The following is a 20517-nucleotide window of genomic DNA, read 5'->3' as shown; positions in this document are numbered from 1 at the left end:
CTCCGAAATGCCATCTTTTTCTTATATTAATTTAGTAGTAATAGTAGTAGGGGCTGTGGATTCTGTGGATAACTTTTCTGCCCCTTGCAATATCTTAAAAATTTAAAGTTAAAAATTTGTGGATAAGCTGTAAAAGTTATTCAGAAATATCCTTTTTTAGGTTTTCTATAATTTCTTTGACTGATTCATTGCTTTTTATTTCATCCTGAATTTTGTCACAAGCATGCATAACTGTAGTGTAGTGTCTGCCGCCAAATAGATTTCCGATTTTAGGAAGGGAATAATCGGTTAATTCTCTGCAGAGATACATGGCAATCTGTCTTGGAAATGCAATATTGCTGGTTCTCTTAGAACTCTCCATATCGGAAACCTTGATTTTAAAGTATCTGCTGACAATGGTTTTGATTTTCTCAGGGGTCGGACTGGTTCCGTTGTTTTGAATGATGTCCTTGAGAATTCTTTTTGCAAAGGTTTTATCGATTTTTTCTTCCATAAGGGTGGAAAAACTAACGATTCTATTAAAGGCACCTTCCAGTTCTCTGATGTTATCTTTGATTTTTTCAGCGATGAGACAAATGACTTCGTATAATTCGTCGTCCATTTCAATGTTGGCATTTTCTGCTTTTTTCATTAAAATTGCAACTCTTGTTTCATAGTCAGCCGGCTGTAAATCAGCAATCAGGTTCCACATAAATCTGGATCTCAGTCGTTCTTCCAGTTTGTCCAGTTTATTCGGCGCCCGGTCACTGGAAATGACAATCTGCTTATTTAGATCATACAGAGAATTAAAGGTATGGAAGAATTCTTCCTGCATGGTATCTTTTCCCTCCAGGAACTGGATATCATCGATGAGAAGAACATCGACTTTTCTGTATTTGTTTTTAAATTCTCTGGTTTTGTTTTCTCCCAGCGCCTTGATAAACTCATTGGTAAACATCTCGGAAGATACGTAGAGAACGTTGAGATTCTCGTTGTTTTCCAGAAGATAAATACCAATAGCATTCATCAGATGAGTTTTTCCAAGTCCGGAACCGCCATAGATGAACAGCGGGTTATATGCTTCCGATGGAGATTCGGCAACGGCAAGGGCTGCTGCATGGGCATACTTATTGCTGCCGCCTACAACAAAATTATCAAAGGTGTATCTTGGATTAAAAATTTTCTGCTTGCGCAGCTTTGGATCCATTAAAACTGGCTGCTGCGGAGCCTCCTCCTTACTGGATTCGTAGTCGCTGCTATTTTTGATTACAACGCGGTATTCTTCTCCGGTTACAGTTTTGAAACTGGACTCAATCAGCTGTAAATAACGGTCTTTTAAAACTTTGATAATAAAATCTTCATCGGTTTCTAAATAGACGATTTTTACATTTTTGTCAATGTTGTTGATTTTAAGTGGTTTAAACCAGGTATTATAGCTGATTGATGTTGTATTTTCTTCAATGATATTTAAAACTTGATTCCATATACTTTTCATTTTCTGCCCTCAATTTCATGGTGTAGTTTTATTGTACCTAATAAGTTATCCATATACAAGTACAAATTTAAAAGGTTGAAAAATAAAATTTCCATATAGTTATCCATATCTTGTGGATAATTTTACGCACATACCTGTTTTTATATAGCAGCATGGCTATTTAAGAACAAAAAAAGACAAAATCATTGACAAGCCAAGCCTTTGTAAGTATAATAGTAGGGCATATGTGCGCATATTGGAATTTAGATTGCGTATGAGTTTACAATTTATAAGGAGGTAAAACCAATGAAACAGACTTATCAGCCTAAAAAAAGACAGAGAATGAAAGAGCACGGCTTCAGAAAAAGAATGAGCACCAAGAATGGCAGAAACGTTCTTAAGAGAAGAAGAGCAAAAGGCAGAAAAAAATTAACTGCTTAATTTTGAAATGCTTAAAAAAAATGTTTTAAGAAGAAAAAGTGACTTTACGTCTATTTATAATAGAGGTAAATCTGTAGGGGACAGATATGTGGTCGTTTTTTACAGAAAAAATAACCTTCCCTACACCAGAAAAGCTTTTTTAGCTAGCAAGAAAGTTGGCAATAGTGTCAAAAGAAATAGAGCCAGACGTTTAATGAAAGAAAGTTTTAGACTGACAGATTTTAAAATTCCGGAAGGCTATGATTTGATTTTTATTGCTAGAAATACTATTGTCAACGCTAAGTGCCAAGATGTGAAGAAGTCTTTAGAATCAGCACTGAAAAGAACCGGGGTAACGAAAAAAGCATGAAATATATCAGCAGATTTTTTAAAGGAATCATGATTTTCCTGATTCGGGTATATCAGAAATGTATTTCGCCCTTGTTTCCGCCTACCTGTAGGTTTTATCCTACTTGCTCCACCTATTTTATACAGGCTCTGCAAAAATACGGGGCAATCAAAGGTAGTTACTTAGGAATAAAACGAATTTTAAAGTGTCATCCGGGAAATCCCGGCGGCTATGACCCTTTAAAATAACGGAGGAAATTTAATGTTTATCTTTAACATATTAGCTACTCCTTTGGGATGGCTTCTGACGCAGCTGTATAATATCATTGGAAATTACGGCATTTGTTTGATTATTGTTACCTTAATCGTGAAAATTGCCCTTTATCCAGTGTATAAGAAACAGATTTTTTCGACTGCGGGTATGGCTGAAATGCAGCCAAAGATTCAGGAGCTTCAGAGGAGATATGCAAACCAAAAAGAAGTTCTGAATGAAAAGATGGCAGAGCTTTACAAAGAGGAAGGTTTTAATCCTATGAGCGGTTGTCTGCCTATGATTGTGCAGATGATTATCATTATGGGACTCTTTGCACTGCTCAGAAACCCTATGATTTTCATTTCGGATGAAAGTATGTATTTTGCAATACATGAACCATTTTTGTGGATTAAAGATCTAAGCCAGCCTGATTTGTGGATTTTGCCAATAGCGGCTGGTATTGCTACTTTCTTCTCTTTCTGGATGAATCAGCAGACCAATCCTAATCAGATGGCTGGAGGTAACTTCATGACTAATATGATGAAATACTTCTTCCCGATTATGATTGTATGGTTAGCAAGATCTTATCCTTCTGGGCTTGCAATTTACTGGTTTATGAGTCAGTTTATTCAGATTTTCTTTAATTTGCGTTTTAACATGCTTAGAAAGGCTCTGAAAGAAAATAAAAAAAATAACAAAAAGAAAAAGAAGTAGTAAGAGCTATGGAGGAAAAAATTAATATGGAGTTTTCGGAAAAATGGGGAACCGATGTGGAAACAGCTGTAAAGCTGGCATTGGATGAACTCAAATTGACCATAGACGAAGTTGATGTAAAGGTTTTAGAAGAACCTTCCAGAGGTTTTTTTGGAATTGGTTCCAAACTGGCATTAGTCAGAGTTGAGAAGAAGAAACCGGTAGAAGAACCAAAAAAAAAGCCTGCTGTAAAAGAAGTAGTTTCTGAAGTAAAGAAACCGGCTTCTGAAGAAATCAGAAAACCAAAGGCTGAGGCGAGAAAAGCGCCAAAAACTGAGAAGACTGAAAAAAAGGCAAGAACTGAAAGAAAATCTTCTGTAGAAAAAGAAGCAGGAGAACTTTTTCCTGTAGAAAATCATATCGCCCTAGAATTTCTTTATGAAGTAACAGAGCAGATGGGTTTAGAAATTGAAATATCTGCAAGAGCAAATGAAGAAAATGTATTTATTGATATTCAGGGTAAAGACTCTGGTACCATCATCGGTAAAAGAGGACAAACCCTTGATGCAATTCAGTATTTAACAAGTCTGGTTGTAAATAAAGATACAGAAAACTACATTAGAGTCGTTGTCGATGCAGAGAATTACAGAGCTAAAAGAGAAAAGACTCTCGAAAAATTAGCAAATAGACTTGCCGACAAAGTAGTAAAAACTAAGAAAAGTGTAAGACTTGAACCGATGAATCCTTATGAACGTAAGGTTATTCATGCAACTCTTCAGCATAATTCCCGCGTTACAACAAGAAGCGAGGGACAAGATCCGTACAGAAGGGTTATCATTGAGCTCAAATAATTTATAGCCCGCAGCAGATGCGGGCTTCTTTTTTCAAGGAGAAATAAATGGAAGATACAATTGCTGCAATTGCAACCGCACCAGGAGAGGGCGGTATTGGAATTATCAGAATCAGTGGAGAACATGCTTATAATATATTAAGACGTGTATTTCGTCCTGCACATCCTGAATCCTTAGAAAATAGAAAAATGTCCTATGGACATATACTAAATCCACAGACAAATAGTATCATAGATGAAGTACTTTGTGTCTATATGAAAGGTCCAAAGACCTACACTACAGAGGATGTAGTAGAAATCAACTGCCATGGCGGCATGGTGCCGCTGCGCAAGACTTTGGAACTGGTACTGCAAAGTGGTGCAAGAATGGCAGAGCCGGGAGAGTTTACCAAGCGTGCATTTTTAAATGGTCGTCTGGATTTGTCTCAGGCAGAGGCTGTTATCGATGTGATTCGCGCAAAGACCGATAAGACCTTTGATGTTGCAATGAATCAGCTGGAAGGCGTATTTTCTGGTACCATTAAAGAGATTAGAAAAAAACTGGTAGATATTTTAGTAAATGTCACAGTCAATATAGATTATCCTGATGAGGATATCGAAGAAATTACTTATGAAAAGTTAGAAAAGGATTTAATAGAAGTAAAATTTGAAGTGAATCGTTTGCTGGCAAGCGCAGAAACAGGAAGAATGATAAAGGATGGACTTGCAGTAGCAATTATAGGAAAACCTAACGTTGGAAAATCTTCACTGATGAATAGTCTTCTTCGTGAGTCCAGAGCTATTGTAACTGAAATTCCTGGAACTACCAGAGATACCATTGAAGAGTATCTCAGTGTAAAGGGAATCCCTGTAAGACTGACCGATACCGCCGGCATCAGAGAAACCAGTGATATTATAGAGCAAATTGGTATTGAAAAATCAAAGGAGTCTTTCAATCAAGCCGATTTAGTTATTTTCATTTTAGACTGCAGTAAAGATTTTTCTGCGGAAGACAGAGAAATTATGGAGCAAATTGATGAAAAGAAAACAATTGTAGTTTTAAATAAAATTGATCTCCCTGCGAAAATTGATGAAAGTGCAGTTAGAGACATTTTACCAAATGCTTATGTGATGAAAACTTCTATGGAAACGCAAGAGGGAATCGGTGACATCGAAGAAAAAATTGTTTCTATGGTGTATGATGGAAAGGTGAGTCAAAATAATAGTCTCATCGTAACTAATGTAAGACATAAAGATATTTTGGTTAAAGCTGAAAAATCTTTGGGTGATGCTATTAATATGACACAGATGGGAGAGGCTTTAGAGTTTATTGAAATTGACATTAACAGCGCCTACGCATCTCTTGGTGAGATTATAGGCGAGACAGTTCAGGATGATATTATCAATGAAGTTTTTTCAAGATTTTGTTTAGGAAAGTAAGTTAGGAGAAATATGGAACAAGTATTTATGGGTGAATACGATATTATTGTTGTTGGTGCAGGTCACGCAGGATGTGAAGCTGCACTGGCTTCTGCACGTATGGGTAATCGCACAATGCTGTTTACCATTAATCTGGAAGCAATCGCCATGATGCCTTGCAATCCATCTATTGGAGGAACTGGTAAAGGTCACTTGGTTCGAGAAATTGATGCTCTTGGCGGCGAAATGGGAAAAAATATTGATAAAACCTTTATACAAAGCAGAATGTTAAATACAGCAAAAGGACCGGCGGTGCACTCGCTGCGTGCGCAGGCTGATAAACATAGATATCATACCGAAATGAAGAAAACCATAGAACAGCAGGAAAATCTGCATGTAAAGCAGGCTGAAATTGTGGATTTGATCATAGAAGAGGGAAAAGTATGCGGTGTAGTTACAATGACGCATACATATTATAAGGCGAAGGCAGTGGTACTGGCTACTGGCACGTTCTTGCGCGGTAAAATTTTTATTGGCGACAGCGCTTATGCAAGCGGTCCAAATGGACTCGCACCTTCTATAGAGCTGGCAGACAATCTGAAAAAACATGGCATGAAGCTGCGCAGATTCAAGACCGGAACACCGGCAAGAGCGCTTGCTTCTACCTTTGATTATACAAAGATGACAGAACAGAAAGGCGATGAAAGAATTGTACCTTTTTCTTTTATGAACGATGAACTGGAAAAAGAACAGGTTTCTTGCTGGCTCACTTACACCAATGAAGAAACCCATACTGTAATTCGAAATAACTTTCATCGATCTGCTTTATTTGGAGGACAAATAGAAGGTGTAGGACCTAGATATTGTCCATCTATCGAAGATAAAATTAACAGGTTTGCAGATAAAGAGAGACATCAGACATTTATTGAGCCAGAGGGACTGGATACTGAAGAAATGTATATCCAAGGTATGTCTTCCAGTTTACCTGAAGATGTACAAGAGAAATTTTATCATACTATACCAGGACTTGAAAATATTATTATAACAAGACCTGCTTATGCAATTGAATATGATTGCATTGATCCACTTGATTTAAAGCCTAATTTAGAAAATAGAATGATTAAGAATTTATTTTGCGCTGGCCAGTTTAATGGAAGTTCCGGTTATGAGGAAGCAGCTGCACAGGGATTGTTGGCGGGAATCAACGCTTCCTTGGAAATAAATGGAAAAGAACCGCTTGTTCTGGACAGAAGTGAGGCTTATATTGGCGTTCTCATCGACGATCTCGTGACTAAAGGTACAAATGAACCTTACAGAATTATGACCAGCAGAGCGGAATATAGGCTGGTTTTGAGGCAAGACAATGCAGATTTGCGTTTAACGGAAAAATCTTACAGGTTAGGATTGGCAGATAAAGAAAGATATGACAAATTTCTCGAAAAGAAGAGAATCGTGGAAGAAGAACGTCAGAGAATGGAAACGACTTATATTTATCCGAAAGATGCGAATGCCTTTTTAGAAAGTGTAGGCAGCGCACCGCTGCAGAATAAGGCAACTTTGGCAGAACTTCTGAAACGGCCAGAAGTAACCTATGAAAATATGGCAGTGATAGATTTTTCTCGAAGAGTGCTGACTTCTCATGCAAAGACTCAGCTGGAAGTGCAGATCAAATATGAAGGATATATTGCCAAGCAAATGGCGCAGATTGAAAAGTTTAAAAAACTTGAGAATAAGGCCCTTGATGAGAAACTAGACTATACTGACATTGAAGGACTTCGTCTGGAAGCAGTGCAGAAGCTGAACCAGCTGAAACCTAGATCAGTAGGGCAGGCATCTCGCATTTCCGGTGTATCCCCGGCAGATATTAATGTAATTTTAGTTTATTTAGAAAAGATTAGAAGAAAGAAAGCATAATATGAAAGCATTAACTGAAGCATTTGAACAATTGCAGATTCCATGGGAACAGGATATGGAAGAGAAATTTGTCGGCTATATGGAAGGCATTTTGGAATGGAACGAAAAGATTAATCTGACTGCGATTAAAGACAGAGATGAATTTATAGTAAAGCATTTGGTCGATTCCATACTTTGTGTTGGTTTTCCAGAATATCAAAACAGTGAGAGCGTTATAGATGTAGGGACAGGAGCAGGGTTTCCGGGCGTACCTCTTTCTATTGTTAGTCCCGATAAGGAGTTCCTTTTGGCAGATTCTCTGAACAAAAGATTGAAAGTAATCGACGATTTGACTGGCAAGCTGGGAATATATAATGTTGAAACGATTCATGGAAGAGCAGAAGAGCTAGCAAGAAATAAGAATTACAGGGCGCGATTTGATCTTTGTGTTTCCAGAGCTGTTGCTAATATGGCAGTACTTGCAGAATATTGTCTTCCTTTTATCAGAAAGGGTGGATATCTCCTTGCATATAAAGGACCTGATGCAGAAGAGGAACTGAAGAATGCGGAAAAAGCTATTAAAATACTTGGCGGAAAAATTATACGAATAGAATCAACGCCGCTGGAAGGATACGAACATAATATAGTCGTAATTGAAAAGGTTAAAGATACTCCTGCGAAATATCCTAGAAAAGCGGGAACTCCGGTGAAAGAGCCCATATTGTGATAGAATATGGGTTTTTTTGTTGGGCATTTTTTCTACATTTCCCTGGAAAACATGGTATGCTGTTATTAGGAAAAGAAAGGGGGATTATATGTTACAAAGGAAAAGTGTAGAACTGCCCATAGGTTCTATCAGAGCCAATCCGGAGCAACCGAGAAAGCATTTTGCGGAAGAGGAATTGAACGATCTTAAAAATTCTATTGCTGAATATGGGGTATTGCAGCCGATAATTGTCAAAAAAGATAAAAGTGGGTCTTTTTTTCTTATTGCAGGGGAGAGAAGACTTCGTGCTGCAAAGCTTGCAGGGCTCACGAAGATACCAGCTCTAATTAAAGACTTCGACGATAAGGATACAGCATTGATTGCGGTAGTAGAAAATGTTCAAAGAGAGAATCTCAGCTACATAGAAGAGGCTTATGCTTATAGAAAACTGATCGAGGATTTTGGTCTGACACAAGGAGAACTTTCTGAGAAGATTGGAAAGCGCCAGTCTACAATTTCTAACAAATTGAGAATCCTTACGCTTCCACCTGATATACAGCAAAAGCTGATTGAAGCAAAGCTGACGGAACGACACGCCAGAGCGCTGCTTAAAATAGAGGATTCAGTAATTCGAGAAAAAATTCTTCAAAGGGTAATCAGTCACAATCTCAATGTAAAGCAGACAGAAAAACTGATTGATGATTATCTGACAAAAGATGAAGCAGAATATAGGAACAGAAGAAAAATTAATTATATCAGCTATAAAATTTATACTAACACAATTCGAAAAGCTTTTGCACAAATTCACGATATGGAGGAGAATTCTAAGATGACAGAAGAGGATAAGGGTGCATATATAGAACTAAAAATCGTGATACCAAAAAATCAATGATGTTTCACGTGAAACATCATTGATTTTTTTTCGTAAAACAGTAGCAAAATTGCAGCGAATCATATATAATGTCTATAGTACATTCTTTGCAGGAGGAAAAACATTGGGAAAAGCAATTGCAATATTTAATCAGAAGGGTGGCGTAGGTAAGACTACAACCAATATCAATTTAGGTGCAAGTTTGGCGCTGAAAGATAAGAAAATCCTAATGCTGGATATAGACCCGCAGGGAAATACTACCAGCGGAATCGGTATTTCTAAAAAGGATTTACCTTATACGGTATATGACCTGCTCATTGAAGATAACTTTGACACCCGCAAAGCGATTATTCATACGAATATAGAAAATCTGGATATTATTCCGGCCAGCATTGATTTAGTTGGTGCAGAAATTGAAATGGTAGCCCTGGAAGGCAGAGAAAGACGTCTGCGAAAAGCGATAGAGAAGGTTAAGGACTTCTATGACTATATCTTTATCGACTGCCCCCCATCGCTGGGACTTTTGACGATAAACTCGTTGACAGCTGTAGAAAGTGTGCTGATTCCAATTCAGTGTGAGTTTTATGCGCTGGAAGGTGTAAGTCAGCTGGTGAATACAATTGAACTTGTAAAAAAGAGCCTCAATACTTCCCTGGAAATTGAAGGAGTTATTTTAAGTATGTTCGACGGCAGAACAAATTTATCTATTCAGGTTGTACAGGAAGTAAAGAAGTATTTCGGCTCTAAAGTTTATTCAACAGTAATTCCTAGAAACATCAGACTGGCAGAAGCACCTAGTTTCGGTATGGCAATTACAGAGTATGACCCAAAATCTAAGGGAGCAGAAGCATATCGTGACTTTGCGGAAGAATTTCTGGAGTGGGAGGAAAATAAATAATGGCATCAGGAAAGACAAAGAACAGGGGACTGGGAAGAGGACTTGATGCGCTGTTTGCTGATCAGGCGCCAGTGGTGCAGCCAGAAGAGACTGTGAAAGCACCTACTATGGCAGATGAAGAAAACGCAGTAGTATATATTAATATTAATGATATCAAACCCAACGAAAATCAACCACGAAAGGTATTCAATGAGGAAAAAATCAGCGAGCTGTCTGATTCAATTTTAGAACATGGAATCATTCAGCCACTGGTAGTTAGAAAGAGCAATACTGGGTATGAGATTGTTGCCGGTGAAAGAAGATGGCGAGCTGCCAGAAAAGCAGCACTGAAAGAAGTCCCATGTCTGATTCGTAAGTTTAACGATGAAGAGAATATGCTCATTGCAATTATAGAGAATATGCAGCGTGAAGATCTGAATCCGATTGAGGAAGCGGAAGGACTGAATCAGATGATTAAAACCTACGGCTTGACGCAGGAGGAAGTTTCCAAAAGTGTCAGCAAAAGCAGACCGTACATTACCAATGCGCTGCGTCTTTTAAAACTGCCGCCTCAAATTCAAGATTTAGTAACGGAAGGAAAAATTTCAACCGGACATGCAAGAGCGCTCATCTCAATAAGCGATAAAAAACTGCAGGCGGAGCTTTGCAGAAAAATAATAGAAGAAGGACTGTCTGTTCGTAAGATAGAGCAGTTGGTACAGGCTGCGGGAAAACCAAAGAAGCGACCTGTAAAAAAAGTGAAGAGTGCAGATACGGTTCACGTAGAGAATGAACTAAAAAACATTTTCGGCACTAGAGTTTCCATCGAGCAAAAAGGGAAAAAAGGAAAGATTGAATTAGAGTATTATAGTGCGGAAGAATTAAATCGTTTAATAGAATTATTGAAATCTGTGGAATTATAATATTTGTTTCACATGAAACATCAAGGAAATGCCTCTTGAAGCAAGAGGCATTTTGCTATATCAGGATGAAGAGTATGATAGAATTTGAACATAGAATCAGAGTGTTGATGAAAGAGGCAGAGGAAGAACTGCGCAGCATAGGTATTAAACCTTCAAGTAAAATACTGGAAATTAAAGCGAACCACAGGGCCAAAAAGAGACTTGGCTGCTGCAAGGTAGAGAAAAAAGGTCTTGGACAGGTTTTCCGAATTGAGATTTCCACTGCGCTAGCAGATGCCAGAGATAAAGCTTTGAAGCAGGTCATCCTTCATGAGTTGCTCCACACCTGTCCAGGCTGCTTCAACCATGGAACAAAATGGAAAAAACTGGCTAAAATGGTGAATCAGACATACGGATACCACATACAAAGAATGAGCACCTCAGAAGAGCTGGGAATAACAACTCCGGCAGCGGAGCAAAGGGTTCATTATAAATATTGTATTCGCTGCAAAAGATGCGGTAGTACCAGCTATCGTATGAGAAAAAGCAGGGTCGTGGATGAACCGCAAAAATACCGGTGTGCAAAGTGCGGTGGTGCATTAGAGGTAGACCAAATTTAGAAAATGTGGTATACTATACTGTAAACCCTATGAGTAATCCCTAGGGAATTATCACAGAAACAACACGAAGAAAACCAGCTAATGTGATATATTAATGTATATTGCACTGGTTTTATGCGCTAAAAAGAGGGACGAGAAATGGCAAAAATTTTGTTTGAAAAAGAAATTTCATCTAAAATACCTTTACCTGTCTGCATTATTAACAGTAAAGGGAAAGTGGTAAGCGCCAATGAGCACATCGGAGATGTGTTTATTTATGACGGAATTGAAGATGCGGACTTTTTTGCCTTAACCGGAATAAAGACCTCTGATTTATATAGTAAGGTGGACGAGGGAACACACTTCTTTCTGGAAAGAAACGGGAAGCAATTTAAGCTGATTATCAGTAGAGAAAGTGGGGAAGAGGACGCGAACCTTTTGGTATTTTTCTATGATATAACCAACTTTGAGAATTTGAAAGATCGGTATAACGATGAACGCGTATGCGTGCTTAGAATCGTTATAGATAATTACGATGAGTTTGAGGCCAGCACTCTGCCAGAAATGCGGATGCGCATTACCGCTGCTGCCGATAGTGTGATTCGTCAGTGGGCTGCCAAAAACGAAGGCTCTATCAACAAACTGAACAATTCACAGTATGTCATGTACTGCCAGTATTCTCATTTAGAGAATATTATCGAAAATAAGTTTGGTATTTTGGACGAGATTAGACAGATTGAGACGGAAGCGGATTTTCCGATGAGTCTGAGTATCGGGGTAGGCGTTGGAGGAAAGAACCTGATTACCACAGAGGAATACTCCAGAGCCGCTATGGATCTTGCACGAGGACGCGGAGGCGATCAGGCTGTCATTAAACGTGTCAGCAAAATCGAGTATTATGGCGGGAAAATGCAGACTGTAGAGAAGGGAAACAAAGGAAAATCCAGAGTTATCGCCCATGCATTGAAACAGCTGATTGAGCAGTCAAAGAAAGTGATCATCATGGGTCATGTTCACCCGGATATGGACTGCTTTGGCTCGGCGCTGGGCATTCACAGACTGTGCGCTATGTGCGGCAGAACTGCATATATTCTTCTTGACGAAGTGATAGGATCTTTGCAGGAAATTTATGAGCAGGCTAAAGAAAGCGATAATTATATTTTTGTTAACAACAAAAAAGCTGAAAGCCTGGCTGATGAAGACACGCTGTTGATTATAGTAGATACCCATAGACCTAGTTATGTTGAAAACAGAAATTTGCTTACAATGACAGAGCGAATTGTGGTTATCGATCATCACAGAAAAGCAGAGGATTATGTGGAAAATCCGATTTTGTCCTATATTGAATCCTACGCTTCTTCAACAGCAGAGCTGGTCAGCGAGATTCTGCAGTATGCAGCGCCAAAGAAAACACTTATTAAGCTGGAGGCAGAAGCGCTCCTTGCAGGAATGACAATCGATACTAACCGCTTTGCTGTAAAGACCGGCGTCAGAACTTTTGAGGCTGCGGCATGGCTCAGACGATCCGGCGCAGACACTGCAGAAGTAAAGCGATTTTTCCAGACTGATCTGGAGGCATTTAAGATTCGTGCAAAGTGTATTGCAGCTGCGGACTTTCACGAAAAAGGCGTTGCAACCTCCATCTGTGAAGGCTGCAATGAAGATGCGCAGGTAGTAAATTCTCAGGTTGCAGATGAGCTTTTGACTATCAAGGACATTAAAGCTTCCTTTGTGGCAGGAAGAACTTCACAGAGAAAAACAGTAATAAGCGCCAGATCTTTGGGGGAAATCAACGTACAAGTAATTATGGAAAAACTGGGCGGGGGCGGACATCTAACCACGGCGGGTGCGCAGGTGGACTGCAGCCCTGAGGAAGTTATAGAGAAAGTGTTGGAATTACTAAAATAAAAGGAGAGATAAAGATGATTGTAATTTTAAATAGAGATGTAAAAGGTACTGGTAAAGCTGGTGATGTAGTAAAAGTCAGCGATGGATACGCAAGAAACATGCTGCTGCCGAAAGGGTATGCAACCGAGGCGACCGATGGCAATATCAGAAGTCTTGAGAAGCAGAAAGAACTGCTGGCACAGAAAAAGGCAGAAGAAAAAGCGGCGGCAGAAGAACTTGCAAAGAAGCTGGAAGATGTAACTGTTATTATCAAGACTAAGTCCGGTGAAGGCGGCAGACTTTTCGGCTCCATTACTTCCAAGGATATTGCTGACGAAACGAAAAAGCAGACCGGTCTTACCATCGATAAGAAAAAAATTCAGATGAAAAACCCAATTAAGAGTATTGGCAGATTTGAAATTGATGTGAAATTGTATCCGGAAGTATCCGGTAAGCTGACCGTTGAAGTAACCGACTAAAACTGATTGACTGATAGTATAGAGAGGAATCTACATGGTTGAGAAAATTCCACCCCATAATACGGAAGCGGAGAAGTCTGTTTTAGGCTCAGCCATGCTGAGCAAGGACGCGCTTTCCGATGTTATTGACCATATTACACCAGAGGATTTTTATGACGCAGCGCATAAAGAGATTTTCACTGTGATGATTGAGCTATTCAGAAATAATGTACCGGTGGACATTGTAACGGTCTGTGAGGAACTGCGCAAGAGAAAGTCGCTTGAAATGGTCGGCGGCAGAGTCTATATCGCCAGCTTGTCATCGGTTGCTCCTGCACCCAGCAGTGCTGCGGAGTATGCCAAGATTGTTTCTGAAAAAGCCTCTATGCGCAGACTGATTCAGACCGCTGAGGATATCAGAGAGAAAGGCTATGAAGAATCCATGGCGGCTTCTGATATTTTGGACTACGCTGAAAAGGGCATTTTTGAAATCGCCCAGAAAGGTCAGCGCAGCGATTTTGCGCCTATTAAAGAAGTTCTCATAGAAAATGTAGCGATGATAGACAGAGCAATACAGACGCAGGGACAGGTCATCGGACTTTCCACGGGATTTAAACGGCTGGATGAGCTGACAAGCGGGTTGCAGCGATCTGACCTTGTTATTATTGCGGCAAGACCTGCTATGGGAAAGACTGCCTTTGTTTTGAATATCGCCCAGAACGCAGCAGTAAAATCCGGTGCCAGCGTGCTGATTTTCAGTTTGGAAATGTCCAAAGAACAGCTTGGACAGAGACTTCTGGCTATGGAGTCCCGCGTAGAAATGCAGAAGTTGAAAACGGGAAGTCTGGAGCGAAACGACTGGGACAGAATTAATATGGCGCTGGACTCTTTGTCCAAAACCAATTTACATATTGACGATACACCAGGTATCAGTGTACTTGAAATGAAAAATAAGTGCCGAAGACTGAAATCTGAAAAGGGTCTGGATCTTGTCATTATCGACTATCTGCAGCTGATGAAGGCAGAGGGGAGAGCAGACAGCAGACAGCAGGAAATCAGTAATCTGTCCAGATATTTAAAATTGCTGGCAAGAGAGATGGATTGTCCTGTAATGGTACTTTCTCAGCTTTCCCGTGCACCGGAACAAAGACAGGATCATAGACCGATTCTGTCTGACCTGCGTGAATCCGGATCTATCGAACAGGACGCCGATATGGTTATGTTCCTGTATCGTGACGACTATTATAATAAGGAAAACTCAGAAAAACCGGGTGTCTGTGAGGTGAATCTTGCAAAACACAGAAGTGGGCCGACCGAAACCTTTGATTTGACTTGGGTGGCAAGATACACCAAGTTCAGTGATAAAGCGTAGTTTATAGTGATTTGTATCTGAAAGAGAGTTGCTTATGAAAATTACAGGGGATATGAAGGTTTGTGATGTTTTGAATCTTAACGAAGAGATGGAATTGATTTTTGAAGAGTATGGACTGCTTTGCACCGGTTGTCCCGGAGCAGTGCAGGAAACTTTGCATGAAGCGGCAGAGGGACATGGTCTTGACATAGAAGAATTGCTTTGCGCGCTGAATAAAGAAGCATAAGGGCGAGTATTTATGAACTTTATAAAAGAAAAAATCAAAGACTTTTTTCTGCTGGATACAAAAGTAGAAAATATTTTTATCAACGAATATATGCCATCCGCGCCCGGAGATTTTGTGAAGGTATATCTGTATGCGAGTATGTATGCAGAACACGGTCTTGAAATTACGGAAAAAGCGATAGCAAAACAGCTGGGACTTTCTGAGGAGAAAGTGCGGGAAGCCTGGGAATATTGGGAAGAGCGAGGCGTTATAAGAAAGCGTTACTTTGATACACAGGGCAACGTTAGCTTTATTGTGGAATTTCTCAGTCTGAAGGAGCAGCTGTATGGGAAAAACACTGCACCTGTACGGGGGGAAGCAAGCAGACCGAAAGGTGACAATGTCTTCGGAAATCCGGAAGTCAAAGTTATGTTTAAAGATATCGAAAAAGCTTTGGGACGGACTCTGGACTCTTCTGAGCTGGGTCAGATTATGAAATGGCTTACCGATTACGGCGCTAGCCCTGAGGTGGTTTTTACAGCAGTAAAATATTCTATCGACAAGAACAAGACCAGCATGCGGTATATCGAAAGTGTGGTAAAAGGATGGACCGAAGAAGGGCTTCAGTCCACAGATCAGATTAGCGAAAAACTGCAGGAGATGGACGAAAAATATTACCGCTACAGAAGAGTGCTTAAAGCTCTTGGTTTTACCAGAAATGCTACAGAAGCAGAAAAAGAAATGATGGATAACTGGTTTGAGCGTATGGGCTACTCTATGGACAGAGTGTTGGAAGCCTGTACAAAGACAGCCGGTATATCCAGTCCGAATTTTAACTATGTCAACAAGGTTTTAGAAAACTGGAGAGACGAAGCGCAGAGCAAAGGCGTGGATGTCAACACCAAGATTGTGGTGACTCAGGCAGTGCTCAACCAGTATTACGATTACTTGCGGGATAAGGCAGAGAAAGAGGCGGAAGAGAGAAAACAGGAAGTTTATCAGAAGCTGCCTAGAATTAAAGACATTGATGAAGAAATCCGCAGGATGGGATCCCAGCTTTCTAAGGCGCTGATTTTAGGCTCTTCAGAGAACGAGAGTAAGAAGATAAACAGCATTATGGACGAGCTGGCAGCAGAACGTGCAGTGGTGCTGACGGAAAACAATTTTGAGATGGATTACACCGACATAAAGTACGCTTGTGAGAAGTGCAGCGATACTGGAATGACAGATCTGGGAGAGCGTTGTTCCTGTATTAAGCAGCGTACGGAAGAGGCGGAAATATGGATAAAGAAAAAAAGTTTAGAAAAATAGTGGACGTTGCGGCAGGGATTATTACCTGGCATGACGAGGCGCAGATTCGCTTCGACAAATGGCTTGTTTCCTTTTGGCAGCTCATCATTAGCGGTGCAGCTGGTGTCGTGACGTTCCATGATCATACACAGGAACGAGTGGACAGGCTGTGGCTTATCATGAGATATCATACAGCCAGCGCCATTCACAGGAACCGGAAGAGCTTTATCGACCATAAAAAGAGTATTTTAAGCCACTTTGCAGGATTTGTGCTGGTAGCGGTTGCCATGGTAGCTATGTTCAACTATGCTACAGGTTTTCAGTATTCTTATAACGGCAAAGTACTGGGCTATGTAAAGAATCAGGAGGATGTCATTAAGATTCTGGATTTGGTCAGTGCCGAGCTGAGTAAAGAGTACGGGTCACAGATTCATATTGAAGCTGATGAAAACATCAGCTTCAAAAATGTGGTAGTTTTGGATAAGGATATTGATGACATTGACACGGTACTGAAGAGACTTACTTACATGACCGACATGGAAGCACAGGCTTACGGCATTTATATAGACGGACAGTGTTTTGTCATCTGCGAAAGCAAGGATGCTGCTAATGCTGCACTGCGCAATGTGCAGAAATCTTTCATGGACGGTGAAGGTGAGATAAAATATCTGCGTGTTGGTTTTAAAGAAAACGTAGAAATCAGGCAGATGGACACGAAGCTTGCTTATATCAGCGGCAAGAAGGAAGCCGTATCAAAGATTATGGACGGCGGTTCCAAGGAGAAGGTTTATGTAGTAAAGGCAGGCGACACTTATTCGGGAATTACCAGCAAGTTTGATACGACCTTTGAAGAACTAAAGGAAAACAATCCAAAATTGAAAGAGGATTCTCTTTTCCCAGGTGATGAAATCCTGATTTCTCAGGCAGTTCCAGCATTAACTGTAGTGACGGAAGAAGAAGCAACCTATGCGGAAAAGGTAAAATATAAGACAGAATATAGGGAAGATGATTCCCTGTACGAAAATGTGACTAAAGTGATTCAGAAAGGCGTCAACGGAAAACGAGTGGTGACGGCTAGAATCATCAGAGAAAACGGGGAAGAAGTCGGAAAAGAAGTTTTAAAGACGGAAACCATCAAAAAATCCGTAAAGAAAATCGTAATAAAAGGAACCAAGAAACTGCCGAAGACGGCACCGACAGGTACCTTTATTATGCCGGTATCTGGGTATACACTGACGTCGGAATTCGGATGGAGATGGGGACGTAATCATGACGGACTGGATTTGGCATGTCCGACAGGTACACCGATTCATGCTTCAGACGGAGGTACAGTGGTTTACGCAGGCTGGTACAGCGGCTACGGGCTATTTATAGAAATTGACCATGGCAGCGGAATGAGGACCAGATACGGACACTGCAGTGCAATTAATGTCAGCGTGGGTGACAAAGTATATCAGGGTCAGAAAATCGGAGAAGTAGGAAATACAGGAAACAGCTACGGATCTCATTGTCACTTTGAGATTGTAAAGAATGGTACTGCTGTAGATCCATTTAACTATTTATAAATACGCTGTTTTTTAAGAACACCAGCATGTACCTAAATGCAGGCGGCAAAGTCTTTTCGGGAAAATTTCGGATTTTCCGGCATATACTTACCAATAAAAGGAGGTCTGTGCGATGGAAAATCATGTGATTGAGCTGGAAAACAAGAGCCGGCTTATGGTGAGCGCAGTGACAGCGGTAGATGCATTTGATGAAGAAACAATTCTGGCTGATTTAGCAGATGAGGGACTAGTAATTTCCGGAAAAAATTTGCATATTGAAGTGCTGGATTTGGAAGAGGGGAAGTTAGTCGCCACAGGCGAGATTGAAGCGCTGACCTATACAAAGAAAAAAGCAAAGACAAAACTTTTTGACAGGTTTCGAAAATGACAGCGCTGATTCAGAGAGAACTGTTTCAGCTGCTGATTATGTTCGGCTGTGGAATTGGCATCATGATTACCTTTGAAGCGAGAAATTATTTGATGAAATGCTGCGGAAACAGACGGCGGGTTCAAACAGTTATCTACTTTGCTTTTTGGATATTTGCAGCGTTTCTGTTCTACAGGTTTTTGTATAGGGCGTCTCATGGTGTTGTGACTTTGTATGGGCTTGTGGCTATGCTAAGTGGCATATTCTTGTGGAAAAAAGGCATTTGTGGTATACTGAAAGAGAACTAAAAGTTGGGTACACAGGTATGAAGAAGAGGAAAAAAGGGAGAGTTAAGCAGTTTACGGAAGCAGAAATGCGAAAAAGTGAAACAGGCAAAGCCGAAACTGTCAGCACTGCCGGCACTGTCCGAAAGAAAAAAAGAGTAAAACTGAATCAAGGCAGATTAATCCTGACCGTTATAGTAGTGATACTAATAGCGGTCGTTGGAATGTCCATAAAAAATGTCTTTGATTTGAGGGCAGAGCAAAAAAGCCTGCAGGAAGAAAATCAAAATCTTTTGCAGCAGCAAGAAGCATTGGAAGCTGAACTTGAAAATGTAAACGATTTGGAATATATTGAAGAACAGGCGAGAATTCAGCTGCGCATGATTAAACCGGGAGAAATTTTATTTGTTTTAGATAAAGAACAGGACAAAGATGACAGCAATGGAAACGACGAAAAAGACAATTAAAGAGGCTATCATTGTAGAGGGCAGAGACGATACGGCGGCAATCAGGCGGGCAGTGTCAGCAATGACCATTGAAACGCACGGTTTCGGTATGCCGGATTCTATGTGGCCTCTCATCGAAAAGGCGTATAATGAACAGGGCATAATTATATTTACAGATCCAGATTATGCCGGCGAAAAAATTAGAAGAAAAGTGGCGGAGCGTTTTCCAGGCTGCAAGCAGGCCTTTCTGCCTAAGGGAAAGGCACTGAAGAAAGGCAATGTGGGCGTAGAAAATGCAAAACCTGAAGATATCATAGAAGCGCTGGAACACGCGCGCTGTACAGCGTCCGATTCTCAGCAGCTTTTTACCATGGAGGATTTGACTGCTTGCAGATTGGCGGGAACGCCGGAGGCTAAGGAGCGGAGAGAACAGCTTGGGAATCTTCTTTCCATTGGCTATGGAAATACGAAGACATTCCTGCGGAAACTGAACCAGTTTCACATTACAAAAGAGGAATTTTATCAGAGAGTAAAGGAACTTACATGAAATTATATGCACCCTCGACCATTCGAGAAATTAAGGATAAATACGGTTTTAAGCTGTCAAAAAGTCTTGGTCAGAATTTCTTGACTGACAAGAACATCATCGACAAGATTATTGAAGCCACGGAAATTACTGATGAGGATTTAGTCATCGAAATCGGGCCGGGAATTGGTGTTTTGACTGCAGAGGCGGCGCAGCTTGCGAAGAAGGTTGTCGCTGTTGAAATCGACAGGAATCTAATTCCGATTTTGCGGGATACGCTGAAGGAGTTTGACAACATTGAGATTATCAATAAAGATGTGCTGAAAGCGGATTTAAACGCAGTTATTGCAGCTTCAGGCTGTAAGAAAACGAAAATTATAGGCAATCTGCCTTACTATATTACCACGCCGATTATCATGGGGCTTTTGGAAAGCCATGTAGCGGCGGACAGCATTACCATCATGATGCAAAAGGAAGTGGCAGACAGAATCAAGGCTGGGCCAGGCACCAAGGCTTACGGCGCTTTATCTGCAGCGGTGCAGTATTACTGCACGGTGGTGACAGTGGCAACAGTACCAAAGGAAGTGTTCTTTCCTGCACCGAAGGTGGATTCAGCGGTGCTACGTCTTGACCTTAGATTGGAAAAGCCGGTAGAACTTGTGGACGAGCAGTTGTTTTTCCGCTGCATTAAGGCGGGCTTTGGACAGCGAAGAAAGACCCTTTCTAACTCATTATCGCAATTAGGCGATTTTACAAAGGAAGAGATAAAAACGTGTCTGGCAGGCACTGGGATTGATGAAAAGAGACGGGCTGAGACTCTGTCATTGAGTGAATTTGCAGCGATTGCAAACCACCTGGCAAAAGGGAAATAAAGT

24 protein-coding genes are annotated in these 20517 nt (G+C 40.6%); 23 read left to right on the top strand and 1 reads right to left on the bottom strand.

Translation table 11 applies throughout. The features are described 5' to 3' along the window. Positions 1-136: 136 nt before the first annotated feature. Positions 137-1474, bottom strand: a complete 1338-nt coding sequence (gene dnaA / locus D1155_RS03345; RefSeq protein ID WP_160201007.1) for a chromosomal replication initiator protein DnaA — start codon at positions 1472-1474, stop codon at positions 137-139. A gap of 285 nt (positions 1475-1759) precedes the next feature. Here dnaA and rpmH point away from each other — a divergent pair, with 285 nt between their 5' ends. The 23 genes from rpmH to rsmA all read left to right on the top strand — a co-directional run bounded on the left by rpmH (position 1760) and on the right by rsmA (position 20514). Continuing rightward, entirely contained in the window at positions 1760-1894 is a 135-nt protein-coding gene (gene rpmH, locus D1155_RS03340; RefSeq protein WP_160201006.1) for a 50S ribosomal protein L34, read from the top strand. A 7-nt stretch (positions 1895-1901) separates the two neighbouring features. Continuing rightward, on the top strand, positions 1902-2243 hold the full coding sequence (gene rnpA / locus D1155_RS03335) for a ribonuclease P protein component (protein WP_160201005.1): 342 nt from the start codon (positions 1902-1904) through the stop codon (positions 2241-2243). Further along, on the top strand, positions 2240-2470 hold the full coding sequence (yidD, locus tag D1155_RS03330) for a membrane protein insertion efficiency factor YidD (RefSeq protein ID WP_160201004.1): 231 nt from the start codon (positions 2240-2242) through the stop codon (positions 2468-2470). The genes rnpA and yidD overlap by 4 nt, the downstream gene beginning before the upstream one ends. Positions 2471-2483: 13 nt before the next feature. Continuing rightward, positions 2484-3188, top strand: a complete 705-nt coding sequence (locus D1155_RS03325) for a YidC/Oxa1 family membrane protein insertase (RefSeq protein WP_160201003.1) — start codon at positions 2484-2486, stop codon at positions 3186-3188. An 8-nt stretch (positions 3189-3196) separates the two neighbouring features. Next, positions 3197-4018, top strand: a complete 822-nt coding sequence (gene jag, locus D1155_RS03320) for an RNA-binding cell elongation regulator Jag/EloR (RefSeq protein ID WP_160201002.1) — start codon at positions 3197-3199, stop codon at positions 4016-4018. A gap of 47 nt (positions 4019-4065) precedes the next feature. Further along, positions 4066-5436 carry a tRNA uridine-5-carboxymethylaminomethyl(34) synthesis GTPase MnmE gene (gene mnmE / locus D1155_RS03315; RefSeq protein WP_160201001.1) on the top strand — a complete coding sequence of 457 codons (1371 nt, stop codon included), beginning with the start codon at positions 4066-4068 and terminating at the stop codon, positions 5434-5436. Positions 5437-5448: 12 nt separating this feature from the next. Then, positions 5449-7329, top strand: coding sequence for a tRNA uridine-5-carboxymethylaminomethyl(34) synthesis enzyme MnmG (mnmG, locus tag D1155_RS03310; RefSeq protein WP_160201000.1), 1881 nt, complete (start codon positions 5449-5451; stop codon positions 7327-7329). A 1-nt stretch (position 7330) separates the two neighbouring features. Further along, positions 7331-8035, top strand: a complete 705-nt coding sequence (rsmG, locus tag D1155_RS03305) for a 16S rRNA (guanine(527)-N(7))-methyltransferase RsmG (RefSeq protein ID WP_160200999.1) — start codon at positions 7331-7333, stop codon at positions 8033-8035. A gap of 88 nt (positions 8036-8123) precedes the next feature. After that, positions 8124-8906: a ParB/RepB/Spo0J family partition protein gene (locus D1155_RS03300; protein ID WP_160200998.1), complete on the top strand. Its 783-nt coding sequence runs from the start codon at positions 8124-8126 to the stop codon at positions 8904-8906. A gap of 103 nt (positions 8907-9009) precedes the next feature. Next, on the top strand, positions 9010-9783 hold the full coding sequence (locus D1155_RS03295) for an AAA family ATPase (RefSeq protein ID WP_160200997.1): 774 nt from the start codon (positions 9010-9012) through the stop codon (positions 9781-9783). Continuing rightward, entirely contained in the window at positions 9783-10685 is a 903-nt protein-coding gene (locus D1155_RS03290; protein ID WP_160200996.1) for a ParB/RepB/Spo0J family partition protein, read from the top strand. Before D1155_RS03295 ends, D1155_RS03290 begins: the two co-directional genes overlap by 1 nt. Positions 10686-10759: 74 nt before the next feature. Beyond that, positions 10760-11284: a SprT-like domain-containing protein gene (locus tag D1155_RS03285; protein ID WP_160200995.1), complete on the top strand. Its 525-nt coding sequence runs from the start codon at positions 10760-10762 to the stop codon at positions 11282-11284. Positions 11285-11422: 138 nt separating this feature from the next. Beyond that, positions 11423-13171 (top strand): DHH family phosphoesterase, encoded by a 1749-nt coding sequence (locus D1155_RS03280; RefSeq protein ID WP_160200994.1) that lies wholly within the window; start codon positions 11423-11425, stop codon positions 13169-13171. A 14-nt stretch (positions 13172-13185) separates the two neighbouring features. Then, positions 13186-13629 (top strand): 50S ribosomal protein L9, encoded by a 444-nt coding sequence (gene rplI / locus D1155_RS03275; protein WP_160200993.1) that lies wholly within the window; start codon positions 13186-13188, stop codon positions 13627-13629. A gap of 34 nt (positions 13630-13663) precedes the next feature. Next, entirely contained in the window at positions 13664-14980 is a 1317-nt protein-coding gene (gene dnaB / locus D1155_RS03270) for a replicative DNA helicase (protein ID WP_160200992.1), read from the top strand. Positions 14981-15014: 34 nt separating this feature from the next. Next, positions 15015-15206, top strand: a complete 192-nt coding sequence (locus D1155_RS03265) for a DUF1858 domain-containing protein (RefSeq protein WP_160200991.1) — start codon at positions 15015-15017, stop codon at positions 15204-15206. Positions 15207-15218: 12 nt separating this feature from the next. Beyond that, entirely contained in the window at positions 15219-16496 is a 1278-nt protein-coding gene (locus D1155_RS03260; RefSeq protein WP_160200990.1) for a DnaD domain protein, read from the top strand. Further along, on the top strand, positions 16466-18040 hold the full coding sequence (locus D1155_RS03255) for a M23 family metallopeptidase (protein ID WP_160200989.1): 1575 nt from the start codon (positions 16466-16468) through the stop codon (positions 18038-18040). Before D1155_RS03260 ends, D1155_RS03255 begins: the two co-directional genes overlap by 31 nt. A 112-nt stretch (positions 18041-18152) precedes the next feature. Further along, entirely contained in the window at positions 18153-18407 is a 255-nt protein-coding gene (locus tag D1155_RS03250; RefSeq protein WP_160200988.1) for a YabP/YqfC family sporulation protein, read from the top strand. Beyond that, positions 18404-18694 carry a spore cortex biosynthesis protein YabQ gene (gene yabQ, locus D1155_RS03245; protein ID WP_160200987.1) on the top strand — a complete coding sequence of 97 codons (291 nt, stop codon included), beginning with the start codon at positions 18404-18406 and terminating at the stop codon, positions 18692-18694. The genes D1155_RS03250 and yabQ overlap by 4 nt, the downstream gene beginning before the upstream one ends. Positions 18695-18711: 17 nt before the next feature. After that, positions 18712-19137: a septum formation initiator family protein gene (locus D1155_RS03240; protein ID WP_160200986.1), complete on the top strand. Its 426-nt coding sequence runs from the start codon at positions 18712-18714 to the stop codon at positions 19135-19137. Next, complete coding sequence (gene rnmV, locus D1155_RS03235) at positions 19103-19663, top strand: ribonuclease M5 (RefSeq protein WP_243153689.1); 561 nt, start codon at positions 19103-19105, stop codon at positions 19661-19663. Before D1155_RS03240 ends, rnmV begins: the two co-directional genes overlap by 35 nt. Beyond that, positions 19660-20514: a 16S rRNA (adenine(1518)-N(6)/adenine(1519)-N(6))-dimethyltransferase RsmA gene (gene rsmA / locus D1155_RS03230; RefSeq protein ID WP_160200984.1), complete on the top strand. Its 855-nt coding sequence runs from the start codon at positions 19660-19662 to the stop codon at positions 20512-20514. The genes rnmV and rsmA overlap by 4 nt, the downstream gene beginning before the upstream one ends. Positions 20515-20517: the final 3 nt, after the last annotated feature.

This window comes from Anaerotruncus sp. 80 (assembly GCF_009936115.1).
GTDB lineage: Bacteria > Bacillota > Clostridia > Peptostreptococcales > Anaerovoracaceae > Senimuribacter > Senimuribacter intestinalis.
Note: the sequence above shows the minus strand (reverse complement) of the source record. Positions and strands in the feature narration are given on the sequence as shown.